Source organism: Sphingobium jiangsuense (assembly GCF_014196495.1).
Taxonomy (GTDB): Bacteria; Pseudomonadota; Alphaproteobacteria; order Sphingomonadales; family Sphingomonadaceae; genus Sphingobium; species Sphingobium jiangsuense.
In genome coordinates this window covers 123,922-147,021 of sequence record NZ_JACIDT010000010.1, presented here as the reverse complement: position 1 = coordinate 147,021, position 23,100 = coordinate 123,922, and the positions used below count along the sequence as shown (strand labels likewise).

Annotated in this window: 22 protein-coding genes; 12 read left to right on the top strand and 10 right to left on the bottom strand. The window is 66.2% G+C overall.

Annotated features, from left to right (window positions below):
* Window positions 1-33: 33 nt before the first annotated feature.
* Both GGR43_RS14610 and GGR43_RS14605 read right to left on the bottom strand, forming a co-directional pair.
* On the bottom strand, window positions 34-1,056 hold the full coding sequence (locus GGR43_RS14610; protein WP_188072723.1) for a polysaccharide deacetylase family protein: 1,023 nt from the start codon (window positions 1,054-1,056) through the stop codon (window positions 34-36).
* Between the two features lie 83 nt (window positions 1,057-1,139).
* The gene (locus GGR43_RS14605) at window positions 1,140-2,957 is read right to left on the bottom strand and encodes a sensor histidine kinase (protein ID WP_188072722.1); all 1,818 of its coding nucleotides are present in this window, start codon (window positions 2,955-2,957) and stop codon (window positions 1,140-1,142) included.
* Between the two features lie 188 nt (window positions 2,958-3,145).
* Between GGR43_RS14605 and GGR43_RS14600 the strand changes: the two genes are divergently transcribed.
* Window positions 3,146-3,616, top strand: a complete 471-nt coding sequence (locus GGR43_RS14600) for an Lrp/AsnC family transcriptional regulator (RefSeq protein ID WP_188072721.1) — start codon at window positions 3,146-3,148, stop codon at window positions 3,614-3,616.
* Window positions 3,617-3,989: 373 nt separating this feature from the next.
* Here GGR43_RS14600 and GGR43_RS14595 read toward each other — a convergent pair whose 3' ends face one another.
* Both GGR43_RS14595 and GGR43_RS14590 read right to left on the bottom strand, forming a co-directional pair.
* A complete protein-coding gene (locus tag GGR43_RS14595; protein ID WP_188072720.1) occupies window positions 3,990-5,273 on the bottom strand; it encodes a tetratricopeptide repeat protein in 1,284 nt (427 codons plus the stop codon).
* 113 nt (window positions 5,274-5,386) lie between these two features.
* Window positions 5,387-6,676: a hypothetical protein gene (locus GGR43_RS14590; RefSeq protein WP_246343770.1), complete on the bottom strand. Its 1,290-nt coding sequence runs from the start codon at window positions 6,674-6,676 to the stop codon at window positions 5,387-5,389.
* 303 nt (window positions 6,677-6,979) lie between these two features.
* On the opposite strand from GGR43_RS14590, the gene gyrA reads away from it, so the two are divergent.
* From gyrA to trmFO, 4 genes are all read left to right on the top strand, one after another.
* Window positions 6,980-9,694 carry a DNA gyrase subunit A gene (gene gyrA / locus GGR43_RS14585; RefSeq protein WP_188072719.1) on the top strand — a complete coding sequence of 905 codons (2,715 nt, stop codon included), beginning with the start codon at window positions 6,980-6,982 and terminating at the stop codon, window positions 9,692-9,694.
* A 17-nt stretch (window positions 9,695-9,711) separates the two neighbouring features.
* Window positions 9,712-10,068 (top strand): DUF952 domain-containing protein, encoded by a 357-nt coding sequence (locus GGR43_RS14580; protein WP_188072718.1) that lies wholly within the window; start codon window positions 9,712-9,714, stop codon window positions 10,066-10,068.
* Window positions 10,069-10,132: 64 nt separating this feature from the next.
* On the top strand, window positions 10,133-10,324 hold the full coding sequence (locus tag GGR43_RS14575; protein WP_246343768.1) for a hypothetical protein: 192 nt from the start codon (window positions 10,133-10,135) through the stop codon (window positions 10,322-10,324).
* Window positions 10,325-10,457: 133 nt separating this feature from the next.
* Window positions 10,458-11,819 (top strand): methylenetetrahydrofolate--tRNA-(uracil(54)-C(5))-methyltransferase (FADH(2)-oxidizing) TrmFO, encoded by a 1,362-nt coding sequence (trmFO, locus tag GGR43_RS14570; protein WP_188072716.1) that lies wholly within the window; start codon window positions 10,458-10,460, stop codon window positions 11,817-11,819.
* Window positions 11,820-11,828: 9 nt separating this feature from the next.
* Here the strand turns inward: trmFO and GGR43_RS14565 are convergent, their stop codons facing one another.
* Entirely contained in the window at window positions 11,829-12,293 is a 465-nt protein-coding gene (locus GGR43_RS14565) for an EF-hand domain-containing protein (RefSeq protein WP_188072715.1), read from the bottom strand.
* A 29-nt stretch (window positions 12,294-12,322) separates the two neighbouring features.
* Window positions 12,323-12,976, bottom strand: coding sequence for a hypothetical protein (locus tag GGR43_RS14560; RefSeq protein WP_188072714.1), 654 nt, complete (start codon window positions 12,974-12,976; stop codon window positions 12,323-12,325).
* A gap of 213 nt (window positions 12,977-13,189) precedes the next feature.
* On the opposite strand from GGR43_RS14560, the gene GGR43_RS14555 reads away from it, so the two are divergent.
* The 3 genes from GGR43_RS14555 to GGR43_RS14545 are packed head-to-tail and all read left to right on the top strand — an operon-like array spanning window position 13,190 to window position 15,989.
* Window positions 13,190-14,767 carry a Tad domain-containing protein gene (locus GGR43_RS14555; RefSeq protein ID WP_188072713.1) on the top strand — a complete coding sequence of 526 codons (1,578 nt, stop codon included), beginning with the start codon at window positions 13,190-13,192 and terminating at the stop codon, window positions 14,765-14,767.
* A complete protein-coding gene (locus tag GGR43_RS14550; RefSeq protein WP_188072712.1) occupies window positions 14,764-15,351 on the top strand; it encodes a TadE/TadG family type IV pilus assembly protein in 588 nt (195 codons plus the stop codon). Before GGR43_RS14555 ends, GGR43_RS14550 begins: the two co-directional genes overlap by 4 nt.
* Window positions 15,348-15,989, top strand: coding sequence for a TadE/TadG family type IV pilus assembly protein (locus tag GGR43_RS14545; protein WP_188072711.1), 642 nt, complete (start codon window positions 15,348-15,350; stop codon window positions 15,987-15,989). Before GGR43_RS14550 ends, GGR43_RS14545 begins: the two co-directional genes overlap by 4 nt.
* Before the next feature lie 205 nt (window positions 15,990-16,194).
* On the opposite strand, the gene GGR43_RS14540 is transcribed toward GGR43_RS14545, so the two are convergent.
* The 4 genes from GGR43_RS14540 to eno form a co-directional block, all read right to left on the bottom strand.
* The gene (locus GGR43_RS14540; RefSeq protein ID WP_188072710.1) at window positions 16,195-17,607 is read right to left on the bottom strand and encodes a pyruvate dehydrogenase complex E1 component subunit beta; all 1,413 of its coding nucleotides are present in this window, start codon (window positions 17,605-17,607) and stop codon (window positions 16,195-16,197) included.
* Window positions 17,607-18,689, bottom strand: coding sequence for a pyruvate dehydrogenase (acetyl-transferring) E1 component subunit alpha (pdhA, locus tag GGR43_RS14535; RefSeq protein ID WP_188072709.1), 1,083 nt, complete (start codon window positions 18,687-18,689; stop codon window positions 17,607-17,609). Before pdhA ends, GGR43_RS14540 begins: the two co-directional genes overlap by 1 nt.
* A 136-nt stretch (window positions 18,690-18,825) precedes the next feature.
* Window positions 18,826-19,137, bottom strand: a complete 312-nt coding sequence (locus GGR43_RS14530) for an FtsB family cell division protein (protein WP_188072708.1) — start codon at window positions 19,135-19,137, stop codon at window positions 18,826-18,828.
* Between the two features lie 116 nt (window positions 19,138-19,253).
* Window positions 19,254-20,528 carry a phosphopyruvate hydratase gene (gene eno / locus GGR43_RS14525; RefSeq protein ID WP_188072770.1) on the bottom strand — a complete coding sequence of 425 codons (1,275 nt, stop codon included), beginning with the start codon at window positions 20,526-20,528 and terminating at the stop codon, window positions 19,254-19,256.
* Window positions 20,529-20,787: 259 nt separating this feature from the next.
* Here eno and GGR43_RS14520 point away from each other — a divergent pair, with 259 nt between their 5' ends.
* The 4 genes from GGR43_RS14520 to GGR43_RS14505 all read left to right on the top strand — a co-directional run bounded on the left by GGR43_RS14520 (window position 20,788) and on the right by GGR43_RS14505 (window position 23,001).
* Window positions 20,788-21,447: a hypothetical protein gene (locus tag GGR43_RS14520; protein WP_188072707.1), complete on the top strand. Its 660-nt coding sequence runs from the start codon at window positions 20,788-20,790 to the stop codon at window positions 21,445-21,447.
* 78 nt (window positions 21,448-21,525) lie between these two features.
* Window positions 21,526-21,993, top strand: a complete 468-nt coding sequence (locus GGR43_RS14515) for a hypothetical protein (RefSeq protein ID WP_188072706.1) — start codon at window positions 21,526-21,528, stop codon at window positions 21,991-21,993.
* Window positions 21,990-22,349: a hypothetical protein gene (locus GGR43_RS14510; RefSeq protein ID WP_188072705.1), complete on the top strand. Its 360-nt coding sequence runs from the start codon at window positions 21,990-21,992 to the stop codon at window positions 22,347-22,349. The genes GGR43_RS14515 and GGR43_RS14510 overlap by 4 nt, the downstream gene beginning before the upstream one ends.
* A gap of 1 nt (window position 22,350) precedes the next feature.
* Window positions 22,351-23,001, top strand: coding sequence for a hypothetical protein (locus GGR43_RS14505; protein WP_188072704.1), 651 nt, complete (start codon window positions 22,351-22,353; stop codon window positions 22,999-23,001).
* The last annotated feature ends 99 nt before the right edge of the window (window positions 23,002-23,100 follow it).

The following is a 23,100-nucleotide window of genomic DNA, read 5'->3' as shown; positions in this document are numbered from 1 at the left end:
TTCGAATCCTGTCTCCCCGACCATATCCGCCAGTCAGCCCGCCCCATCCGCAGCAGCCAGCACATCCTCCAGCCCCGCAGGCATGACACCGCGATGGGCGAGGTGGGAGAATATTCTGTCCCACCAGCCGTAAAAGGCGTCGAGATCGGCCTGCGTGCGCACATAGGGGGTGTGGCCGGGCGCGAGCGTGGGGGAGTGGAAGCTGAACATCAGCAGGCGCAACCCGTCGGCCAGCAGCCGGTCGATCGCCCGCCCGGCGTCGCGCGCGTCGATGCCCTCCGGCGTCAGCGGGACGCGCTGCAGCAGGCCCGCTCGCGCCAGCAGGCCCGCCGCCAGCCCCCTGCCCCTCGCGACGCCCGGCAGGCGATCGCCCAGAGCATGCAATCCCCCGACAAAGGCGGTGGAAAGCGGCAGTTCGATCAAGCCTCCGTCCGGTCCGGCACGATAGGGGAGCAGCGGCAGGCCGCCGAAATCCGGGCCATGCTGGGCGGCATAATCGAAGCGGCCGCGGATCGAGCTGTCGACGCGAAAGCCCAGGTCGCGCAGGATCGCGCCGCTGTTCGGCCCCACGCCATAGCGCCCCGCGCGGAACGCCAGCGGCGGCTTGCCGATCACCTCGGTCAGCCGGTCGCGCAGCGCGGCGATCTTGGCCCGCTCCAACGCTTCGGGAAGATTGCCCGCGAAGCTGTTGAATGCATTCACTTCCTCGACATGGGGCGGGTTGACCCACGGGTGGCAATGGGCGCCGACGTCGGCCTGCCCCTGCGCGACCCAGCGCGCCAGCATCGGCCCGGCGACGGGATCGTCGATCACCGGATAATCGGTCACATAGAGCGGGCGCACCCCGGCGGCGGCGAAATACGCCTGCCCGCGCTCCATCGCATCGGTGATCGTGACCGCGCGGCTTTCCCGGTCGAAGGGGGCGTCCCAGTCGAACTCTTCCTCGGTGTCGACCACCAGCATGAAGCGGGTGCCGAAGCTTTCCGGCAGGTCGATGAAATCGCCGGGAGATGGCGGCGCGAGAAGGGTTTCCCGGCTGGATGGCGGTGCGGTCATATCGCGGCCTTATAGCAGAAAGGTTGCGATATGCTTTTATTCCCGCGCCCCGGCCCAATCACCCGGCGCGATCATCCGCCCAATCACCCTGCTTCGTGATCGACGCCCCGGTCGGCCACCGGCAGCTCCAGCAGGATGCGTTCATTCTCGATGCGTAGCGCCCCGCCCTGCCCCTGCGCGAGGCTGCGCACCAGGCGGATCGAAAAGCCCAGCCCCAGCAGCGGGCCGTCGGGCCAGTCCCCATCGGCGCCATAGCCGGGATCGAGAATATCCTGCTCCTCCAGCCCGGCGAGGCGCGCGGGGCGATCGAAGCCGATCACCAGCTTGCCGTTATGGCCTTCGGGCTGGAACCAGACGGCACCCTTCACCTGCTCGCCCTCGCCCGCGATCGAGACGAGCGTGCGGACGAGATGCTGGATCATCCTCTCCCCCTGCACCGGCTCGATCAGCGCGGGCGGGATGTTGGCGGACGCGGTGACGCGCACCGGCGCGGCCGGGGGATCGCCCTGCTCTTCGTAGAGCGACGCGACCTTCTCCATCAGCGCTTCCATATCGACCGCATCGGCATGGGCGCGCGAGGCCGGCTCCTCCTCCAGCGAGGCGGCGGAGCGGGCGGCGAGGTCGATATCGTCGAACGCCGCCATCAGGCGCCGCGCATCGGACAGGATATTGCCCGCCATTTCGCGATAATGGACGCCGGCGGGGCCGAAAAGCTGCTGCTCGATGATCTCCGCGAAGCCGAGGATCGCGTTGAGCGGGGTGCGCAACTCGTGAATGACCTGCCGCATGGAATCGAGCGAGGGCTGGCGGGTAGCCTCCCTGACCGAAGAGCGCACCTGATGCGGCACCTCATGCACCAGCGGGCGGCGCGCCTGCCCGCGATAGCCCTGGAAGCGCCCTGTCGCCGGATCGAAAAAGGGAACCGCCGACAGCCGCCATTCGCCGCTGTACAGCCCCTCGCCGATGAACAGGCGGCCGTGCTGGAAGCTGCTGCGCCGGGCGAAGGCGCCCGCGACATGCCCGTCCGGCCCGGTATCCCCCGGCGTGGCGGGCTGCGCGATGGACAGGCCGACCAGCGCGGTCCGGCTGGCCTCGCCGACCCAAATCAGCGTGCCTTCCGCATCGGTTTCGAACGGGAAATGATCCAGCGGCTGGAATGCGGAGGCGGCCAGCGCCTCTACCGCCTCCTCGCTCGCGGCCATGCGGTTGCGTTCGCGCGCGGCGCTGGTGAAGCGCTCGATCCTCTCGACCAGCAGGCGGATCTGGTTGCGCTCGTCCGCGCCCGCCATGGCAGCGTCGGGGCCGCCATCGGATCCGGCGGGCAGCTCGACGGGGCCGACGCCCTCTTCCAGCACCAATATCGCTTCGTCGGCGCCATCCTGTTCCGCCGCCTGCGCGGCGACATCGGTGACGACCGCCTCGCCCAGATCGTTGGAAACCAGCGACGGGCGGGTGCCCAGAACCAGATCGGTCGACCCGAAGCTTTCCAGCGCGAGGCGGGTGCGTTCGCCTATGTCGCGGCGCCCGCGCAGGACGCCGCGCGCGGTCGGGCCGAGGCGGGACAGCAGCACCGGCCACACCGCGTCGGGCAGGCAGGCGCGCGCCATGGCGGCGGCGCAGACGGCGGGGCGGTCGCTGGCGAAGAATTCGACGAGCGCGGGGGAGCGCAGCCGGGTACCGAGCTCGACGACGCTGGCGATCCGCTGCGCCTCGCTCAATTCCCCGCGCAGGTCGTTGAGCCTTGCGACCAGCGCGACGCGGTCCTCCTGCGGCAGCAGCGCCCGGCCCGGCTGGTCATATTGGGCGAGCATATCGACGCACTGCCGCCACAGCGTCGTGGCGGCAAGACCTGTCCGTTCCTCGACGGCCAATATGGTCTGCGTCAGATCGTTAAAGCGCAACCAGCCAACTCCAGCAAGATATCGGGATGAATCATCATCGGGACCGGCGAGAGCTTAGGTCTTCCCGCACCTCAGGAAAAGGGCCGAAAGGGCGGAAATGATGGTAAACGTAGCAATGTGGGACGCTTGCAAAGTTTTGAAATATTATTATAAGCTTAGCATATTTCGCGAAAGGATATTGTTTCCGTATGAGCCTGTCAGCGCTTGACGACATCGACCGTGCCATATTGGCACTGTTGCAGGAAGATGGCCGCATGAGCAATGTCGAGCTTGCCCGCAGGGTCGGCCTGACCGCGCCGCCCTGCCTGCGGCGGGTGCGCGCGCTGGAGGATCAGGGGCTGATCTCGGCCTATCACGCGGCGCTCAACGGCCCGGCGCTGGGCTATACGATCACCGTCTTCGCGATGGTCAGCCTGAAGAGCCAGGCCGAGCACGACCTCAAGACCTTCGAGGATCATGTCGCCACCCTGCCCGAAGTGCGCGAATGCCATATGCTTAACGGCGAGATCGATTTCATCCTGAAGGTGGTGGCGCGCGACCTGCAAAGCTTCCAGACCTTCCTGACGACGCACCTGACCTCGGCCCCGAATGTGGAGAGCGTCAAGACCTCACTCACCATCCGCACCTCGAAAAACGAGCCGGGGGTTCCGGTGCGGTGATTGCGGGGGATCGACTGTTTTTGGCTAATTGCGGGCCTTCGCCTGCATCGTCACCCCTGAACCTGGTTCAGGGTCCATTTCACCGGATCGAGCGCAGATTCGTGGGGCTTCATGGATGCTGAGCCGAAGGCCAGCGCAGCTAACCAAGCTCAGCATGACAATGGGGCTAGCGGCAGCTAACCAACCTAAATCAGCCATTCATCTCTTCGTCATGCCAGCGCAGGCTGGCATCTGTGGATGCGGAGCGCGACTTGGCCTGCGCCCCCAGCCTTCGCTGAGGTGACCAGGAAGGGATAGCAAGGCATATCGCCGGGAAAAAAGGCGGCCGCGCAATGGCCGACCGCCTTATCCTTCCGGCGATCAATCGCTCATATCAGTTGGCGGCCGTCCGCGTCACGGCGGGCGGCGTGGCGGAGGCGGCGTTGGCGCCCGCGCGCGCGTCCACCCAGGCCGCCCAGAAGGTCGCGACCTGCGCCCAGGCGCCATTGCCCTTCACCTCGGCCAGCGCCGCGCGCGCGCCGTTGAAGTCGCCCGACCGCGCAAGCGCGATGCCGAGGCGGGTCGCGGCGCGATCCCGATCCTGCACGCCCTTTTCCAGCGCGGTGCGATAATAGGGCACGGCTTCCGCGAACTGGCTGTTCGCCAGCAGCTTGTCCCCGTCCTGCTCGGCCTTGGCGCCGCTCGCCGCGCTGCCCGCCTTTCCGGGCAGGCCCTTGATGGCCGCGAGATAGGTGACGGCGCGGGGCTTGAGCGTCTTGAGCAGCGGCGTGGCGACCGGATCGTTGCTCTGCAATTTCCCGCCGCTGAGGCCCGCGTCGAGCACGCTCTTGGCCTCGGCCGCATAGCCCTGCGCGGCGGCAAGCGTCGCATAGCCCTGATAGTCGCGCTCGCTGGCGAGCGAGCCGGTCGCGGCCTGAAGCCGGTAGAGGTCGAGCTGCGCCTCCTTGTCCGGCCGCGCGCCTTCCATGTAGATGGCGAGCGCGGTGCGCCACGTCGGCGCGGCAATCGGCCCGGCGGCCAGCCGCTCGCCGCTGTAGCGCGCCAGCGCCGCCCAGTCCTTGCGCGCGACGGCGATCGTTCCGGCACGGTCGTACCAGCTCGCCGGAACCGCCTGCCCCGCCTGCTTCTGCGCGGCGATGGTCTGGTCGAGCAGTTGCGCGGCGGCATCCATCTTGCGCTGGCGGACATAGGATTCGACCAGCAGCAGCGCCGCCTTCGGATCGGTCACGCCCAGCTCACGCGCACGGGTGAGGTAGACGACCGCGTTGTCGATCGCGCCGGTCTGGTAGGAAAGAAAACCCGCGACATGGTTGAGATGGCCCAGCTGCGCCTGCGGCACCGCCCCGCTTTCCAGCAGCTCGGCGATCGCCTTGCGCTGCGCGACCACGTCGTTGCGCTTCACGGCCAGTTCCATCGACAGGCCGGCCTTCAGATATTTCTCGAACGGGGTCGTCGCATTGAGGGAAGCGATCAGCCCGCCCGCGCCGGTCAGGTCCCCGCTCTTCAGGCTGGCCTCGGTCCGCTGGACGGTCTCTCGAAAGGCGGCGGCGGCGCGCAGGCCGGTTTCCGGTTCCTTCTTCGCGGCAGCCTGACCGGCCGCCATCATCCCGGCCAGCAGAACAACCGCGCCGATGGACGATCGCCACATCTTCTTCATTTCATTCCCTCACCACCGACGGGATTCACATCCCGGAATTTCCAGCTTCATTCTAGGGGAAAACGGAGGACTCTCCAAGAGAGTCCTCCGTTCCATCCGTCGCAGCCGGTCGCTCAGCTCGCGGGCGCGGCCGCAGTCGTGGCGCGGGACTTGTTCTGCACCCACTTCGACCACGCCTGAGCGATGCCCGCGCGGCTGCCGGTCGTCACCTTGCCGAACGCGGCCAGCGCCCCGGCATTGTCGCCGCTCAGCGCCTTCGCGATGCCCAGGCGGGTGTTGACCTCGGCCACGTCGATGCCGCCCTTCTGAAGCGCGGTTTCGAACAGCGGGATCGCCTTGGCATAATCGCCATAGCCCATATAGGCGTCGGCGGTGGCGCTGGCGACCTTGCCGTTGGCGGCCTTGGCCGCATCGGCGGCGGCGGAGGCGAGCGAGGCCTTGTCCGATGCCATGCGCTGGGTGGCGACCGAATAATATTCGGTGCCGTCGGCCGCCGACAGCACGCCCTTGGCGCGGCCCGCGTCGATCGACGACTTCACCTCGCCGTAAAGGCCGCCCTTGAACGCCATTTCGGCATATTCGAGATAGTCGGGCTTCACGGCCAGACCGCCGGAAACGTTCATCAGGCGCAGCAGGTCGAGATTCTCGCGATTGCTCATCGTCGGATTCTCGCGCTGGAACACGCGCAGCACGGTACGCAGATTTTCACCGGTGGGCGCCGATTCATAGGCCATGTTGGCCCAGTCCTTCAGCTCCGGCGCGTTGACCGCGGCGGCCTTCGACACGCCGACCTGATACCATTGGGCGGGGACCTCCTGCCCGGAAGCCTTCATCGCGTCGATGCCCTGCTTGAACACGGCGAGCCCGCGCGAGATTTCCTGCGGGTTGTTGCCGCCCTTGCCCCAGATCGCCTGCGCGAGCACCGGGCTCACCTGATCCGGCTTGTAGCCGAGTTGCTGCGCCTTGGTGGCATAGGCGATCGCGGTGTCGTAATCCTTCGCGCCGAGCGCGTTGTTGGCGACGACGGTGTTGAACTGGCCCTGCTGCAACTGCGGCACAAGCCCGGTGTCGAGCATGCCCTTCAGCGCCTCGCCCTGCATCGCCGCGTCGTTGGCGGTGATGCTGAGGTTGAGGAGGATGGCGTAATATTGATATTTGTCGTCATTGGTCGTGGCGAGCGGAAGGGCGGCCGCCATCGCCGCCTTGGCGCCTTCGACGTCCTTCTTGGCGACGGCCTCGTTCGCTTTGGTGATCGCGGGGACGAAATCCTTGGACAGCTTCAGCTTGGGGGCGTCGGAAGCTTCCTTCTTCGCTTCCTTCGCGAGAGCCGGAGCGGACACTCCGACCGATGCGCCGCCGACGGCGAGCATGAGTCCAAGAGCAACCGGCGAAACAAAACGCATATCCTATCTCCTATCGAACCGGTCTGGCCGGCGGGGGTCTTTCCTGACCGCGGGGGACACGGCTATCAGGAAAGGCGTGAATGAGCGTTGAACGGCGTAGGGCATTACCCCTTCGCTCGTCAAATGTCATGACGGGCCGAAAGCGCCGATCCGTTCTTTTCGACCCGCGATCGCCCGCACCGCCATAATTATCTGTCGCGCCCATGGTTCCCGACGGGTGACTCCAAGGGGTGACAGGCGCGCGCCAAGGGGCTAGGACGTGCGACCGACCAGTACCAACCACAAGCCGAAAAGAGAATCGCCTTGACCGACGCGACAGCGCTCGCCGAACCTTCCGATATCAGCCCTATCGACATCGTCGATGAGATGAAGTCGAGCTATCTCGACTATGCGATGTCGGTTATCGTCAGCCGAGCGCTGCCCGACGTGCGGGACGGCCTGAAGCCCGTCCACCGCCGCATCCTGTTCGGCGCGCACGAACAGGGCTTCGTCGCGGGCAAGCCCTATCGCAAGTCGGCCCGCATCGTCGGCGACGTGATGGGTAAATATCACCCGCACGGCGACTCCTCCATCTACGACGCCCTGGCGCGCATGACGCAGGACTGGTCGATGCGCGTGCCGCTGATCGACGGTCAGGGCAATTTCGGTTCGATGGACCCGGACAGCCCGGCGGCGATGCGCTATACCGAGGCGCGCCTCGCCAAGGTCGCCAACGCGCTGCTGGACGATCTGGACAAGGACACGGTCGACTTCACGCCGAACTATGACGGGTCGGAGCGAGAGCCGCAGGTTCTGCCCGCGCGCTTCCCCAACCTGCTGGTCAACGGCGCGGGCGGCATCGCGGTCGGCATGGCGACCAACGTGCCGCCGCACAATCTGGGCGAGGTGCTGCGCGCCTGCATCGCGACGCTCGACAATCCGGTGATGAGCCTTGAGGAACTGATGGAGATCGTGCCGGGGCCGGATTTCCCGACCGGCGCGCTGATCCTCGGCCAGTCGGGCGCGCGCAGCGCCTATGCGACCGGACGCGGCTCCATCATCATGCGCTCGCGCCATGAGATAGAGGAAGGGCGCGGCGACCGCCGCTCCATCGTGCTGACCGAGATCCCGTTCCAGGTCGGCAAGGCGGGGCTGGTCGAGAAGATCGCCGAAGCCGCCAAGGACAAGCGGATCGAGGGCGTCAGCGACATTCGCGACGAATCGAATCGCGAGGGCGTGCGCATCGTCATCGACCTGAAGCGCGACGCGACGCCGGACGTGGTGCTCAACCAGCTGTGGCGGCACACCCCGGCGCAGTCGAGCTTCCCCGCCAACATGCTCGCCATTCGCGGCGGGCGGCCGGAGCTGCTCAACCTCAAGGACATCATCGACGCCTTCATCCGCTTCCGCGAGGAGGTGATCACCCGCCGCACCAAGTTCGAGCTCAACAAGGCGCGCGAGCGGGCGCATATCTTGCTCGGCCTCGTCCTCGCCGTCACCAATCTCGATGAGGTGGTGCGGATCATCCGCGGGTCGTCCAGCCCGGCCGAGGCCCGCGAAAAACTGCTCGCCCGCGAATGGCCGATCGCCGAGATCGCGCCCTATATCCGCCTGGTCGAGGCGATCGAGAGCGAGATCAGCGGCGACACCTACAGGATGTCGGAAACGCAGGTGCGCGCGATCCTCGACCTGCGCCTGCACCGCCTGACCGCGCTGGGCCGCGACGAGATCGGCAACGAGCTGGCGCAACTGGCCGCCAGCATCGCCGAATATCTGGCGATCCTCGCCGACCGCGCGAAGCTCTACGCTGTGATGCGCGAGGAGTTCGAGGCGATCGAGAAGGAATTCTCCACCCCCCGCCGCTCGACCATCGCGCCCGCCGCCGACGGCATCGAGGACGAGGACCTGATCGAGCGCGAGGACATGGTCGTCACCGTGACCATGCAAGGCTATATCAAGCGCACCCCGCTCGACAGCTTCCGCGCGCAGGGGCGCGGCGGCAAGGGCCGCGCAGGCATGGCGACCAAGGATGAGGATGCGGTGACGGAGCTGTTCGTCACCTCCACCCACACGCCGGTGCTGTTCTTCTCGACGCTTGGCAAGGTCTATCGCATGAAGGTGTGGCGCCTGCCCGAAGGCAGCCCGGCGACGCGCGGCCGGCCGATGGTCAACCTGCTGCCGCTGGCCGAGGGCGAGGTCATCCAGACCGTGCTGCCGCTGCCGGAGGATGAGAATGAATGGGCGAACCTGCACGTCATGTTCGCGACGGCGAAGGGCAATGTCCGCCGCAACAGCATGGATGCGTTCGCCAACATCCCGTCCAACGGCAAGATCGCGATCAAGTTCGAGGGCGAGGATGCCGACGACCGGCTGGTCGGCGTCGCGCTGCTGACCGAGGGCGACGACGTGCTGCTCGCCTCCCGCCAGGGCAAGGCGATCCGTTTCCAGGGCGAGGACGTCCGCGTGTTCCAGAGCCGCTCGTCGACCGGCGTGCGCGGCATGAGCCTGAAGGACGGGGACGAGGTGATCTCGCTCTCCATCCTCCATCGCGGCGGCATGCGCGATCAGGACGAGCGCGAGGATTATCTGCGCTACGCCCCGTGGAAGGCCGAGAAGGAAGGCGAGCCGCAGATGAGCGCGGAACGCTTCGCCGAGCTGGCCGGGCGGGAGCAGTTCATCCTCACCGTCTGCGCCAACGGCTATGGCAAGCTGTCCTCGGCCTATGAATATCGCCGCACCGGCCGGGGCGGCCAGGGCATCACCAATATCGACAACATCGCCCGCAACGGCGCGGTGGTCGCCAGCTTCCCGGCGAAGAAGGACGATCATCTGATGCTCGTCACCGATCAGGCGAAGCTGATCCGCATGAGCCTCGACAGCATGCGCGTGATCGGCCGGGGCAGCGCGGGCGTGCGCCTGTTCAACGTGGCGGACGAGGAGCATGTCGTCTCCGCCGCGAAGATCGAGGACAATGAGGAGGATGGCGAGGAGAGCGGCGCCACCGCGCCCGAGGGCAATGGAGCGGACGCGCGGGAATAACCCGCGCGGAACGCCGCATGGCCGATCTCTTCGCCTTCAAGATCCTGACCCGCGATCAATGGGACCGGTTTCGCGCCGACGGCCTGTTCGAAGGCGCGCCGGTGGATATCGCCGATGGCTATATCCACCTGTCGGCGCGGGATCAGGTCGCCGGAACGCTGGAGAAGCATTTCGCCGGGCAGGACGACCTGATCCTCGCCATGGTCGATCTCGCCGCGCTGGGCGACACGGTGAAATGGGAGGAATCGCGCGGCGGCGCGCTGTTCCCCCATGTCTACGGCCCGCTGCCGATGGAGGCGGTGACCACCAAGGCGAAGCTGCGCCTCGACGAAACGGGACGACATGTGCTGCCCGCGGGATTTGACGCCGGCTGAATCGGAACCCTTTACCTGCTGCCGCATTGGTTCTGTTGAGGACATTACCCTGAGGAGAATGGCAATGCGCAAGACAATGGCTTCGCTGCTGATCCTCGCCAGTGCGGCGATGATCGCCGGATGTTCCACGCTGACCGGCGCCGGTGTCGGCGCGGCGGGCGGCGCGGGCGTGGCCGCGGCGACCGGCGAGGATGTGAAGGACGGCGCGCTCATCGGCGGCGCGGCGGGCGCGGTGGTCGGCACGATCGCGGACTGACGCGACCTGCCGCCGGCGTTCGGCTTACCGCCGATGATCGAGGGGCAGGCGGCCCGCTTTCGGCGCCGCCTGCCCCGCCTCTTTTCCAGTCCAGCCCCTCGCCTTTTGGGGCAAGCCGCTTTATGCCGCGCCCATGACATATCAGGTTCACATCATCGGCGGCGGCATGGCCGGTTCGGAAGCCGCCTGGCAGCTGGCGCAGGCGGGCGTGAAAGTCCGCCTTTCGGAAATGCGCGGCGGTGGCGACACCACCCCTGCCCATCAGACCGACGGCCTCGCCGAACTGGTCTGCTCCAACAGCTTCCGCTCCGACGACGCGGCGAAGAATGCGGTCGGCCTGCTGCATCAGGAAATGCGCGACCTCGGCTCGCTGCTGATGGCGCAGGCGGCGATCGCGAAGGTTCCCGCCGGGTCCGCGCTGGCGGTGGACCGCGACCTGTTCTCGGCAGGCGTCACCCGCGCGATCGCGGAGCATCCCAACATCACCCTCGTGCGCGAGCGCATCGACACGCTGCCCGCCGAGGGCATGACCATCGTCGCGACCGGCCCGCTCACCGCCGGGCCGCTGGCCGAAAGCATCGGCGCGGCCACCGGCATGGAACGCCTCGCCTTTTTCGACGCGATCGCGCCCATCCTCTATCGCGACAGCATCGACATGGACATTTGCTGGATGCAGTCGCGCTGGAACAAGGTCGGTCCGGAAGGCGACGGCAAGGATTATATCAACTGCCCGATGAACCGCGAGCAATATGAAGCCTTCGTCCAGGGGCTGCTCGACGGCCCCAAGACCGAGTTCAAGGAGTGGGAGAAGGACACCCCCTATTTCGAGGGCTGCATGCCGATCGAGGTCATGGCCGCGCGCGGGCGCGAGACGCTGCGCCATGGGCCGATGAAGCCGATGGGGCTCGACGATCCGCGCACCGGGCGCTGGCCCTATGCGGTGGTGCAGCTGCGGCAGGACAATGCGCTCGGCACGCTCTGGAACATGGTCGGTTTCCAGACCAAGCTGCGCCACGCCGCGCAGGTCGAGCTGTTCCGCACCATACCGGGGCTGGAGAAGGCGGAATTCGCCCGCCTCGGCGGCCTGCACCGCAACACCTTCATCCAGAGCCCTAAGCTGCTCGACCCGACCCTGCGCCTCCAATCCGCGCCGCATATCCGCTTCGCGGGGCAGATGACCGGCTGCGAGGGCTATGTCGAAAGCGGCGCGATCGGCCTGCTCGCCGCGCGCTTCCTGCTCGGCGATCTGAGCGGGCGGCCGCTGCGCCCGCCGCCGGTGACGACCGCGCTGGGCGCCCTGCTCTCGCATGTGACGGGCGGCGCGGATGCGGAAAGCTTCCAGCCGATGAACGTCAATTTCGGCCTGTTCCCGCCGCCCGACGAGCGGGTGAAGAAGAAAGACCGCAAGGAAGCCTACACCGCCCGCGCCCGCGCCGATCTCACCGCCTGGATGCGGGAGGAAGGGCTGGCGGAGCAGACAGCCCTCCCCGCCTGAGCGCACCGCTCAGCATTTGCACTTCGGCTTGGCGGCGGGCTTGGGCGCGGTCGCCGCGAACTCGGCGCGGGTCAGCTTGCCGTCGCCATTGCCGTCCGCGCCCGCGAACCTGTCCGACGTCGCCACCGCCCATTCCTCGAAGGACAACAGGTTGTTGCCGTCGGTATCGAGCTTCTTGAACGCCTTGGTGCGGCTCGCCATCATTTCCGTGCGGGTGATGATGCCGTCGCGGTTGCGGTCGTAGCGGTCGAACCGCTTCGCCTCCCGGTCCTTCTCGGAGGCTTCGGGCGGCATCGGCGGCGCGGCGCCCATCGCATTCCCGTCGCCTTCGGGCAGTTTCTCATCCGCCTGCGCCGCGACCGGCGGCTGCGGCGTGGCCGCCGGGCCCGCCTTTTCCGCGCGGATCTGCCACCAGAACAGCCCCGCCGTCACCAGCAGCAGACACGCTGCCGCTCCCGCCACAAACCGATTCATAGCAGCACGTCTCCCCCCATTGGCCCCCGTTAGCGTCCGAAAATCTGGAGCCGCAGCAGCCGCATGTAAAGCCCCGGCGTCAGCGCGGCGGGCATCGCCCCGCCCCGCGCCAGATCGCGCCGCGCCGCGCCGCCCAGCATGGCAAGCGCGCGCGGCAAAAGCGGACGCGCCGGAAGGCCGCGCGCCAGTTCGCCGCCCTGCCGTATCGCCGCGCGCGCAAGCTCGGCTTCATCCAGATGACCGGCCAGATCCCACAGCGCCCAGAGCCTGCCCCAGCGCCGCGCTTCCTCCCCCCGTTCCGGCGCAAAGGCCTCGAACAGGCCGCCGCCCCGGCCGGAGGCATAGGCCCGCAGCATCGCATCCGGCTCTTCCCCGTCCCAGAGGATCAGTTCCTCCCAGCCGTCGATCAGCGCGATCAGCCCGTCCCGCGCCGCCGGAAAGCCCTCCATCGCCCGCAGCGCGTCCATCATCGGCGAGCGATGGGCGGGCAGCGCATCGGCCGAGGCCAGCCCGTCGCGCCACCAGGCGAGGCGAATCTGCGCCATCATCGGCTCCCGCGCCGCCCGCGCGATCCGCGCGCATTCATTGTCGAGCGCGAACAGCAATTCCGCCCGCCTCGCGCGCCTGCCCGCGGCGGACAGCACAAGGCGCTGGACCGGCGTATTTTCAGGCGTTTCCATCATGTCTCCGCCCCGGCGAGAGAGGCCGTTTTTCCATTTTGTTAATGTCTTCCACCTAAACATGCAGGGCCGGACGGCCTCTGTCCAATCGCAAGCGCTTGTGGGAGCGCGGGTACACCGGACACGATATTTAGGGAAGTGGGAACGGGAATGTCATTGGAACGAGCGGCGCGAAACGGCCTGTTGAGCAGCTTGTTACGGGACAGGACCGGCAACATGCTCGCCATCAGCGCGGCGGCCCTGATCCCTCTGACCGCCGTTATCGGTTCGGGCGTGGACATGAGCCGCGCCTATCTCACCCGCACCCGCCTGCAACAGGCGTGCGACGCGGGCGTGCTGGCCGGTCGCAAGGTGATGGGATCGACGGGGCAGATCAACACCGCCGTCAGCACTGCCGTCCGCGACTATGTGCGCTTCAACCTGCCGACGGACGTGGCGCCCGCCTTCACCGACGACAGCACGATCAACCCCACTTTGGGGACCAATGACGAACTCAGCCTCACCCTGTCGACCCATCTCGACACCACGGTGATGCAGTTGTTCGGCAAGCAGGATTTCGCGCTTTCGGTCGATTGCTCGGCGCGCAACGACTATTCCAATATCGACATCGTGTTGGTGCTCGACACTACCGGGTCGATGGCGTGCAAGGCGGCGCGCACCTCCAGCCAGTGCAGCAGCTATGCGAACAGCAACAGCAACAAGACGATGACGGTGGGGGGCAAGACCGTCACCTATGTCGGGGAAGAAGTCGAGAATTCCGTCAATATTTCGCGCATGCAGGTGCTGCGGAATGCTCTGGCTTCGTTCAAGACGCAGATGTCGATCATCGAAACGCAGTTCGCCAATGCCAGCGAGAACACGCGCAAGCGCATCCGCTACGCCGTGGTGCCTTTCTCGCAGATGGTGAATGCGGGTCTTTCCATCGGCAGCAACGGCACGACCCTCTATTCGCGCCAGCCGGGATGGTTCAATTCGGACCTGAGCTATAATTCCACCTGCGGTTCCGGAAGGAACACCTATAGCTGCACCGTGACGGCAAGCCACAACAGCAACTGGATCAACAACACATGGGACGGCTGCGTGGAAGAGCGCGCCACCATCAACACCATCACGCCGACCAACACCTATTCGATGGTCGGACCATCGAAGAATCTGCCGGCGGGCGCGCATGACTTGCAGATCGATGAGACACCCACCAGCACAGCAACGCGCTGGACGATGGCGGACAAGAGCTATTTCGGTTCCGCTCAATATGCCTGCCCGCGCGCGATGCTCGAATTGCAGCCGATGTCCAATACGGACTTCAACAATTATTTCGCGTTCAGCAACGGCTTCGTCGCCAATGGCGGCACCTATCTCGACATCGGCATGCTCTGGGCGGCGCGCCTGCTGTCCCGCAACGGCCTGTGGTCGGCCGACAACCCGACGATTCACAACGGATGGCCGGTAAGCCGCTATGTGATCTTCATGACCGACGGCGAAATGGACACCGGCAGCACCGGCTATGGCGCCTACCGCCCGGAAAACACCTACAGGCGCATCACCACCAACGGCAACGCGACCACCAGCAATGAAAACCACACGGCACGCTGGCTGATGATCTGTACCGCGATCAAGAATATGGACGCGAAGATCTTCGCCATATCCTTCAGCGGCGGATCGACCCTGACTTCGGACATGATCAACTGCTCCTCCGGCGACGGGTATAATTTCCGCGCCGCCGACGAAGCCGCGCTGCAACGCGCGTTCCGGGATATCGGCAACACCATCGGTTCGCTGAGGCTGTCGCAATGACGGCACGCCTCCTGACCTTGCGCCGCGACCAAAGCGGGGCGACCGTGATGGAATTCGGCCTTTTGTTCATACCCTTCTGCATCCTGCTGATGGGAGGCATGGACGTGGGCTATCAGGTCTATGTCCGCACCGTCGTGGCCGGGGCGCTGGAAGCCGCCGCCCGCTCCACCACCGTCGAAAGCGCCGACAGCACGACTATCGAAGCCGTACTGGAAGACGCCGTGCTGAAGGTGATGCCGCACGCCACCGTCCATATCCAGAAGGGCAGCTTCTACAGCTATGCCCAGATCAACACGCTGGAACGGCTGACCAAGGACAGCAATGGCAACAACCAGCTCGATAATGGCGATTGCTGGGAAGACATAGACGATGACGGCACGCGCAATGTCGTCACCACCGGGAAATCCGGCATCGGCGGCGCGGATGATGTCGTCCGCTATAATGTGTCGGCCAGCTATACCCGGCTGCTGCCCATCTATCATTTCATCGGCGTCGATGACGTCGCGACCGTTTCGGCCGTCACGCTGGTCAAGCGCCAGCCCTATGCCGGCCAGTCCAATCCGCCCGAAAGATGCAAGACATGATCCTTTCCGCCCGCTTCCGCCGCAACGCCGCCCGGCTCGTCCGGGACCGTTCGGGCGTGGCGATGATAGAGTTCGCGATGGCCCTGCCGTTGCTGGCCGGGGTCACGGTCTACGGCATAGAGGCCGCAAACATGGCCTATGCCGCCCAGATCGTCTCCGACATCGCGGTCCAGACGGCGGATTCCGTCGCGCGGGTGCGCACCAGCATCAGCGAAAAGGACGTGACGGACATCCTCTACGGCGTGAAATCGATGGGCACGCGGCTGCAATTCGCCCAGAACGGCCGGATCATCATCTCCGGGCTGGAACCGGTGCTGGACAGCAGCAACGCCGTCATCAACCACAAGATCAACTGGCAACGCTGCTCCGGCGCGCTGCATCAGAACAGCAGCTACGGCACCGCCGGTCAGGAAGTAGGCGCGACGGGCATGGGGCCTGACGGCAAAAGGATCAGGTTGGCCGCCAACAGCTATGCGATCGTGGTCGAGGTGCGGTACGATTATCAGCCGATCATCAGCAGCAACCTGTTCGGCCCGCGCACGCTGACCGCCCTTTCGGCAATGATGGTGCGAGAGCGGGAGAGCAATTCGCTCGGCACGACCGGCACCGCTTCGGCTTGCTCCACTTATTCAGCCTGAGCGCACGGGCGGAACGCGGCATAGCCCGACCGTCATGCTGAGCGAATGCAGGGGGACGATAAAGGCGGATATCCGCCATGGGCCGCCACCCACCATCCAGCGGCGGTGATCCGCAAAAAGATATACCGCAAAAAAGGGCGCGCCATGACGGACTGGCGCGCCCCTCTTTTCTTTTCCCCCGCCTTGGGGGGCGGATCGGGCAGCCTTAACGATAGCAGACCTTGCGGACCGCCGCGACGACCTTCGCCGCGTCGACCAGCGCCGCCTTTTCGAGATTGGCGGCATAGGGCAGCGGCACGTCCTCGTTGGTCACGCGCAGCACCGGGGCGTCGAGATCGTCGAAGCCCTGCTCCATCACCACCGCCGCGATCTCGCTCGCGATCGAGCAGACCGGCCAGCCTTCCTCGACCACCACGAGGCGGTTGGTCTTCCTGAGGCTCTCCAGCACCGTGGCGGTGTCGAGCGGGCGCAGCGTGCGCAGGTCGATGACCTCCGCCTCCACGCCGTCGGCCGCAAGCTGCTCCGCCGCGTCGAGCGCCACGCCGACGCCGATCGAATAGCTGACCAGCGTCACGTCCTTGCCCTCGCGCATGATCCGCGCTTTGCCGATCGGCAGCACATAATCGTCGAGCACCGGCACGTCGAAGCTGCGGCCGTAGAGCAGTTCGTTCTCCAGGAACACGACCGGATCGGTCGAGCGGATCGCCGCCTTCAGCAGGCCCTTCGCATCCGCCGCGTCATAGGGCGAGATGACGATCAGGCCCGGCACCGCCGCATACCAGGGGCCGTAATTCTGGCTGTGCTGGGCCGCGACGCGGCTCGCCGCGCCATTGGGGCCACGGAACACGATCGGGCAGCGCATCTGGCCGCCGGACATGTAATTGGTCTTGGCCGCCGAGTTGATGATCTGGTCGATCGCCTGCATCGCGAAGTTGAAGGTCATGAATTCGATGACCGGGCGCAGCCCGCCCATCGCCGCGCCCGCGCCGACGCCCGCAAAGCCATGCTCGGTGATCGGCGTGTCGATGACGCGCTTGTCGCCGAATTCCTGCAACAACCCTTGCGTGACCTTGTAGGCGCCCTGATATTCGGCGACTTCCTCGCCCATCACGAACACGCGCTCGTCCTTGCGCATCTCCTCGGCCATCGCGTCGCGCAGCGCCTCGCGGACAGTGAGCTTCGTGAACTCCGTGCCCTCCGGGATAGCCGGATCGGCCGCGATCTTCACTTCGGCCGGGGCAGGCTTTGCGAGCGGAGCCTCCGCCTTCGCCGCCACGGCGGCAGGCGCCTCGGCCGCCGGTGCGGGCGCGGCCGCCTCGGCCTCGCCGCCCTCGCCTGCTCCGTTACCGGCGGCAGCGCCGGCTCCGTCTCCGGCCCCCTCACCCGCCATCGTCGCGATGACGGCGCCGACCTTCACATTCTCGCTGCCTTCGGGCACGAGGATCTTGCCGATGACGCCTTCGTCCACCGCCTCGAATTCCATCGTCGCCTTGTCGGTTTCGATCTCGGCGAGGAGATCGCCGGATTTCACTTCGTCGCCTTCCTTGACGAGCCACTTGGCCAGCGTGCCTTCCTCCATCGTCGGAGACAGCGCGGGCATCTTGATTTCAACTGCCATCAATATTGCTCCACCAGCACGTCGGTATAGAGTTCAGCCCCCTCCGGTTCGGGGGAGGTTTCCGCGAAATCGGCGCTTTCGTTGACGATCTTGCGGATGTCCTGATCGATGGCCTTGATCTCGTCGGCGCTGATGCCGGCGGCTTCCAGATGCTTCCTGATGCCCTCGATGGGATCGGATTTCTCGCGCATCTCCTGCACTTCCTCGCGCGAGCGGTATTTGGCCGGGTCGGACATGGAGTGGCCGCGATAGCGGTAGGTCTTCATCTCCAGCAGGATCGGTCCCTTGCCGGATTTCACCCATTTCAGCGCTTCCTCGGTCGCGGCGCGCACGGCGAGCACGTCCATGCCGTTCACCTGCAGGCCGGGGATGCGGAAGGATTCGCCGCGGCGGAACAGCTGGTCCTCGGCGGACGAGCGGTTGACCGAGGTGCCCATCGCATATTGGTTGTTCTCGATCACGTAGATGATCGGCAGCTTCCACAGCTCGGCCATGTTGAAGCTCTCGTAAACCTGGCCCTGGTTGCTGGCGCCGTCGCCGAAATAGGCGACGCACACGCCGCCGTCGTTATTGTACTTGTGCGCGAAGCCGAGGCCGGTGCCGAGCGAGACCTGCGCGCCGACGATGCCGTGGCCGCCGTAGAATTTATGCTCGACGCTGAACATGTGCATCGAACCGCCCTTGCCCTTGGAGATGCCGGCGGCGCGGCCGGTCAGTTCCGCCATGATGAGCTTGGGGTCGATGCCGTAGGCGAGCATGTGGCCATGGTCGCGATAGCCGGTGATCACGCTGTCCTTGCCGGGGGTGAGCGCCGACTGGATGCCGACGGCGACGGCTTCCTGACCGATATAGAGGTGGCAGAAACCGCCGATCAGGCCGAGGCCGTAAAGCTGGCCCGCCTTTTCCTCGAAACGGCGGATCAAGGTCATCTGCCGGTAGAATTCGAGCAATTCGTCCTTGCTCGCGTCATAATCCTTCGTCGGCAGTACGGGCTTGGCCTCGTTATGATCGGGCCGGGCCGGGGCGGCCGCGCTACGGGCGGACGACTTCCCTCTCGTCCGCGGCGTTGCTGGTTTTACCAAGAGCGCATCCTTCTTTGGTTTCACAGGGAGGAGCGCCGAATATAGACAGACGCCTGCCAAAAGCCAATGAAAAGGGACGCGCAAACGAACCTATATGATGATTTCCGGTTTTTCGGTCGGCCGATGGCGGGCCGGATCACTTCAGCGGGACGACGACCTCATCCGGGTGCCCCACATTCAGTTCCTTGCGGATCATTTCGTCGGCCATGTCCGGGTCCGCATGACGCGGATTGAGCAGGTTCACACGGTTGGCGATTCTCGCCCGCTCCGCCTGCACGACCTTCAGCTCCGCCTTGCTGTCGCGCAGCTGATGCGTGTAGTCGCCCCACGCCAATATGCCGTTCGGCCCCAGAATCGCATAGCCGATCAGCAGCGCGAACAGCAGCACCGCGATCGCCGGGCCGAAGGCCGATGCGAACAACATCCGAAGCTTAGCGATATGAGCCATGAAGCCTTTGAATCACGTTCGATTCGGGGACGCAACAGAAAAATGGAAAAACCCCGGAATTTGCGACGAATTTTCACTCGCCGCAGCTTCCGGGGCCCTGCAATGCCGTCAGGCGATCAGCGGAAGATGCCGCGCCCGGCGTAGACCGCCACGTCACCCAGTTCCTCCTCGATGCGGATGAGCTGGTTATATTTGGCGAGCCGGTCGGAGCGCGCCAGCGATCCCGTCTTGATCTGCCCGCAATTGGTGGCGACCGCGAGGTCGGCGATGGTGGCATCCTCCGTCTCGCCCGAACGGTGCGACATCACCGCCGTATAGCGCGCGCGATGGGCCAGATCGACGGCGGCCAGAGTCTCCGTCAGCGAACCTATCTGGTTAACCTTGACCAGCAGCGAATTGGCGAGGCCCTGCTCGATGCCCATCGCCAGACGCTTCGGATTGGTGACGAACAGATCGTCGCCGACCAGCTGGCAGCGGCTGCCGATCTTGTCGGTGAGGATCTTCCAGCCCTCGAAATCGTCCTCGCTCATGCCGTCCTCGATCGACTTGATCGGATAGCGCGCGACGAGGTCGGCGAGATAGTCGGCCATCTCGGCGGGGGTCAGGCTCTTGCCCTCGCCCACCATCTCATATTTGCCGTTCTTGAAGAATTCGGTCGAGGCGCAGTCGAGCGCCAGCACCACGTCGTCGCCCGGCTTGTACCCGGCCTTCTCGATCGAGGCCATGATGAAGTCCAGCGCGTCGGTGGTCGAGGCGAGCGCCGGAGCAAAGCCGCCTTCGTCGCCGACCGAGGTGGCGAGCCCCTTGTCGTGCAGGCCCTTCTTCAGCGTGTGGAAGATCTCCGCGCCCACGCGCACCGCGTCGGCGATGCTCTCCGCGCCGACCGGCATGATCATGAATTCCTGGAAGTCGATCGGGTTGTCGGCATGCTCGCCGCCGTTGATGATGTTCATCATCGGCACCGGCAACACATGCGCCGACACGCCGCCGACATAGCGATAGAGCGGCAGGCCGCGCGCGTCCGCAGCCGCCTTCGCCACCGCGAGGCTGACGCCGAGGATCGCATTGGCGCCAAGCTTGCCCTTGTTCTCGGTGCCGTCGAGGTCGATCATCACCGCGTCGATTTCGGCCTGATCCTCGGCATCCAGGCCGACCACGGCCTCGGCTATGTCGCTGTTGACGGCCTCGACCGCCTGCAGCACGCCCTTGCCCAGATAGACGCTCTTGTCGCCATCGCGCTTCTCCACCGCCTCATAGGCGCCGGTCGAGGCGCCCGAAGGCACGGCGGCGCGGCCGAAGCTGCCGTCTTCCAGCAGAACGTCCACTTCGACCGTGGGGTTGCCCCGGCTGTCGAGGATCTGGCGGGCATGAATATCGAGAATGGCGGTCATCATCACTTCCTTCTGTCTGCACGGAATATTGGCACCGGGGGAATGCCTGATGTTCGGCGCCCGCTTAGCCAGCGCGCGGGCATAAGGCAACGGATAAGACGGCGCGATCTCCAATCCGCGGCTCGATCCGCGGCGCAATCTTTCGTTACGTAAAATTTCGCGCCCGCAGGGTGAAATCGACGACGGGAACTGTTATCTAGCCTGAAGCATTGTCCTCCAAGAGGCATGTCTTCGAACGTCAAAAGCAAAGGGAACCGCCATGGCCGACACCCCCGATCTCACCACCACGCCCGCGAAGAAGGCGCGCAGAACCCCGGCGCGCAAGGCTACGGAGAGCAAGGCATCGGCCGGCAAGGCGGCAACCAGGAGCAAGGCGGCCACAGCGGCCAAGACCCCCGCCAGAAGCCGCGCCGCCGCTGCGCAGGCATCCGCGCCCACCTTCGCCGAGTCCGCCAATCAGGCCCGCGCCGCGCTCAACACCGCGACCGCCGCCGCGCGCGCCAAGGTGAAGGAACTCACCGAAAAGGCGTCGACGGACTGGAAGGCCCAGGGCGAGAAGGTGAAGGCGCAGAGCGGCCAGCTCCGCGAAAAGGCAGGCAAGGTGGCGCACGAAACCGCCGACAGCGCCAAGTCCCACACCGGCACCGCGATGCAGAGCCTCGCCCGCCTGATCCAGGAAACCGCCGAGACGGTGGATACCAAGCTCGGCCCGCAATATGGCGACTATGCCCGGCAAGCCGCGAGTGCGGTCGCCAGTGCGGCCAAGACGCTGGACGACAAGGATGTGGACCAGCTGCTCGGCGAAGCGCGCGATTTCGTGCGCAAGAGCCCCGCCGTCGCCATCGGCGCGGCCGCCGTCGCCGGTTATGTGCTGATGCGCCTCGCCAAGGGCGGCGGGACCGACACCAGCGGCGAATAAGCCGGCGGGGCGGCGCCTGTCCGCCCACGGCCCACGCCCGCCCGCCACTCCACAAAAACAATCGGGGGAGCGCATAGCGTGACAGACAAGACCGGCTGGCAACCGGAACAGGGGCTGGAACAGGAAGCCGAACGGCCTTTCGATCGGGAGGATTCGCCCGGCGGCGATCGCGCGGCGTCCTCCTCCCCTTCCGCATCGGAGGAAGATCTTTCCACCATAGAGGTCGTCCGGCTGCTGATCGCCGAGGGGCGCGATTATGCCGCCCATGAGGTCCAGCGGCAGAAGCTGCGCGCCGCCATAATGGGCAAGGCGGCGCGCGATGCGGCGATATTGGGCGTCGTCGCGCTGTTCCTGCTGATGGGCGCGCTGATCGCCGGGCTGGTCGGCCTCGTCCTGGCGCTGGCGCCGCTGGTCGGCGGGGCGCTGGCCGCGACCGGGATCGTGGTCGGTTCCACGCTGCTGCTGATCCTCATCCTGCTGCTGATCGCCAGGGCGCGGGTGAAGCGCGCCCTCCGCCAGTCCTTCCGCCGGGAGACAACGGAATGAACGGCCCGCACGAGACACCCGCCGAGCAGCTCGCCGCGCTGGATGCCATCACCGAGGACCAGCGGACGCGCATCCGCCGCCTCGCCGGGCTGACCGCCGAGCGGCTCCGCCCGGCCCGTATTGCGCAGGATGCACGGAACCGCGCGCTCGATCTGGGGTTGGATGCGATAGACAAGGCCCGGACGATGGCCCGCGCCCACCCGGTAAGGACGGTGGGCCTGGTCGCGGCGGTCGGCGCAGTGATCGCGCGCAAGCCGCTGTGGCGGCTGTCCGTGTCCGGCTATCGCCGCCTGCGCGAGAGATTCAGGCCGGATGACCGGAACAGCGCTCCTTCGGCCGCAACAAGTGAGGATTGAGATGGAACAGGACATTCACGACAAGCTTGACCGTGCACGGGCCATCGCGACCGAAAATGTGAAGCGGGCAACGGAAGGCATTCGCGAAGGCGCAGAGCGCGTGCGCGAAGGCGCCGAACGTGTGGGCGAACGCGCCCGTGCCGCCGGCAGCGGCGCCGGGGAAACCCTCGGCAAGGCACGGGAGCAGGCCGGCCGGGCGGCGGGACACGCCAACCGCATCATCACCGAGCATCCCCTGGCGGCGGCAGCGGCGGCTGTCGCCGTGGGCGCGATGGCCGCCTATATGTTCCCGAAGAGCAGCCGCAAGCTGCGCGCGGCCGCTCCCAAATTGCTGAGCGCCGCTGCGGCCGCCGGGCAGAAGGTCACCCGGACGCTGGCCGAGCAGGCGAAGAGCAAGGCGCAGTTGCCGGTCGAGGAAACCGGACATCATCTGCTCGAAAAATTCGGCGACGCCGCCCGTAAGGCCCCCGGCAATGCGGTCGACGCGGCGAGGAGCGGCCTTGAAACCGCCCGCGCCTTCGCGATGGAGGCGGCCCGCAAGGCGGAACTGGAAGAGCGCGCGGGCAAGCTGCTCGACGCGGCCAGCGAGGCGGCTTCGAAAATGGCCTCCAGGGTGCGCGACCATGCGCGCCGCGACACGAACGGGGACTGAGCGGCCTTTCCACGCCTGAGGCCGGGCGGCACGCGCCTTTTTTCGGCCTCAGACCAAAGTATCGACTGTCGGCGGTTGATTTCAAAGCCCGCCTTGCCG

Coding starts and splice junctions, on each gene's coding strand:
- GGR43_RS14600 (WP_188072721.1), top strand. CDS start 3,146: ATGAGCCTGTCAGCGCTTGACGACATCGACCGTGCCATATTGGCACTG.
- GGR43_RS14530 (WP_188072708.1), bottom strand. CDS start 19,137: ATGGCTCATATCGCTAAGCTTCGGATGTTGTTCGCATCGGCCTTCGGC.
- GGR43_RS14545 (WP_188072711.1), top strand. CDS start 15,348: ATGATCCTTTCCGCCCGCTTCCGCCGCAACGCCGCCCGGCTCGTCCGG.
- GGR43_RS14560 (WP_188072714.1), bottom strand. CDS start 12,976: ATGATGGAAACGCCTGAAAATACGCCGGTCCAGCGCCTTGTGCTGTCC.
- eno (WP_188072770.1), bottom strand. CDS start 20,528: ATGACCGCCATTCTCGATATTCATGCCCGCCAGATCCTCGACAGCCGG.
- GGR43_RS14540 (WP_188072710.1), bottom strand. CDS start 17,607: ATGGCAGTTGAAATCAAGATGCCCGCGCTGTCTCCGACGATGGAGGAA.
- GGR43_RS14610 (WP_188072723.1), bottom strand. CDS start 1,056: ATGACCGCACCGCCATCCAGCCGGGAAACCCTTCTCGCGCCGCCATCT.
- GGR43_RS14505 (WP_188072704.1), top strand. CDS start 22,351: ATGGAACAGGACATTCACGACAAGCTTGACCGTGCACGGGCCATCGCG.
- GGR43_RS14595 (WP_188072720.1), bottom strand. CDS start 5,273: ATGAAGAAGATGTGGCGATCGTCCATCGGCGCGGTTGTTCTGCTGGCC.
- GGR43_RS14575 (WP_246343768.1), top strand. CDS start 10,133: ATGCGCAAGACAATGGCTTCGCTGCTGATCCTCGCCAGTGCGGCGATG.
- GGR43_RS14555 (WP_188072713.1), top strand. CDS start 13,190: ATGCTCGCCATCAGCGCGGCGGCCCTGATCCCTCTGACCGCCGTTATC.
- GGR43_RS14520 (WP_188072707.1), top strand. CDS start 20,788: ATGGCCGACACCCCCGATCTCACCACCACGCCCGCGAAGAAGGCGCGC.
- GGR43_RS14590 (WP_246343770.1), bottom strand. CDS start 6,676: ATGCGTTTTGTTTCGCCGGTTGCTCTTGGACTCATGCTCGCCGTCGGC.
- GGR43_RS14510 (WP_188072705.1), top strand. CDS start 21,990: ATGAACGGCCCGCACGAGACACCCGCCGAGCAGCTCGCCGCGCTGGAT.
- trmFO (WP_188072716.1), top strand. CDS start 10,458: ATGACATATCAGGTTCACATCATCGGCGGCGGCATGGCCGGTTCGGAA.
- GGR43_RS14565 (WP_188072715.1), bottom strand. CDS start 12,293: ATGAATCGGTTTGTGGCGGGAGCGGCAGCGTGTCTGCTGCTGGTGACG.
- GGR43_RS14550 (WP_188072712.1), top strand. CDS start 14,764: ATGACGGCACGCCTCCTGACCTTGCGCCGCGACCAAAGCGGGGCGACC.
- GGR43_RS14580 (WP_188072718.1), top strand. CDS start 9,712: ATGGCCGATCTCTTCGCCTTCAAGATCCTGACCCGCGATCAATGGGAC.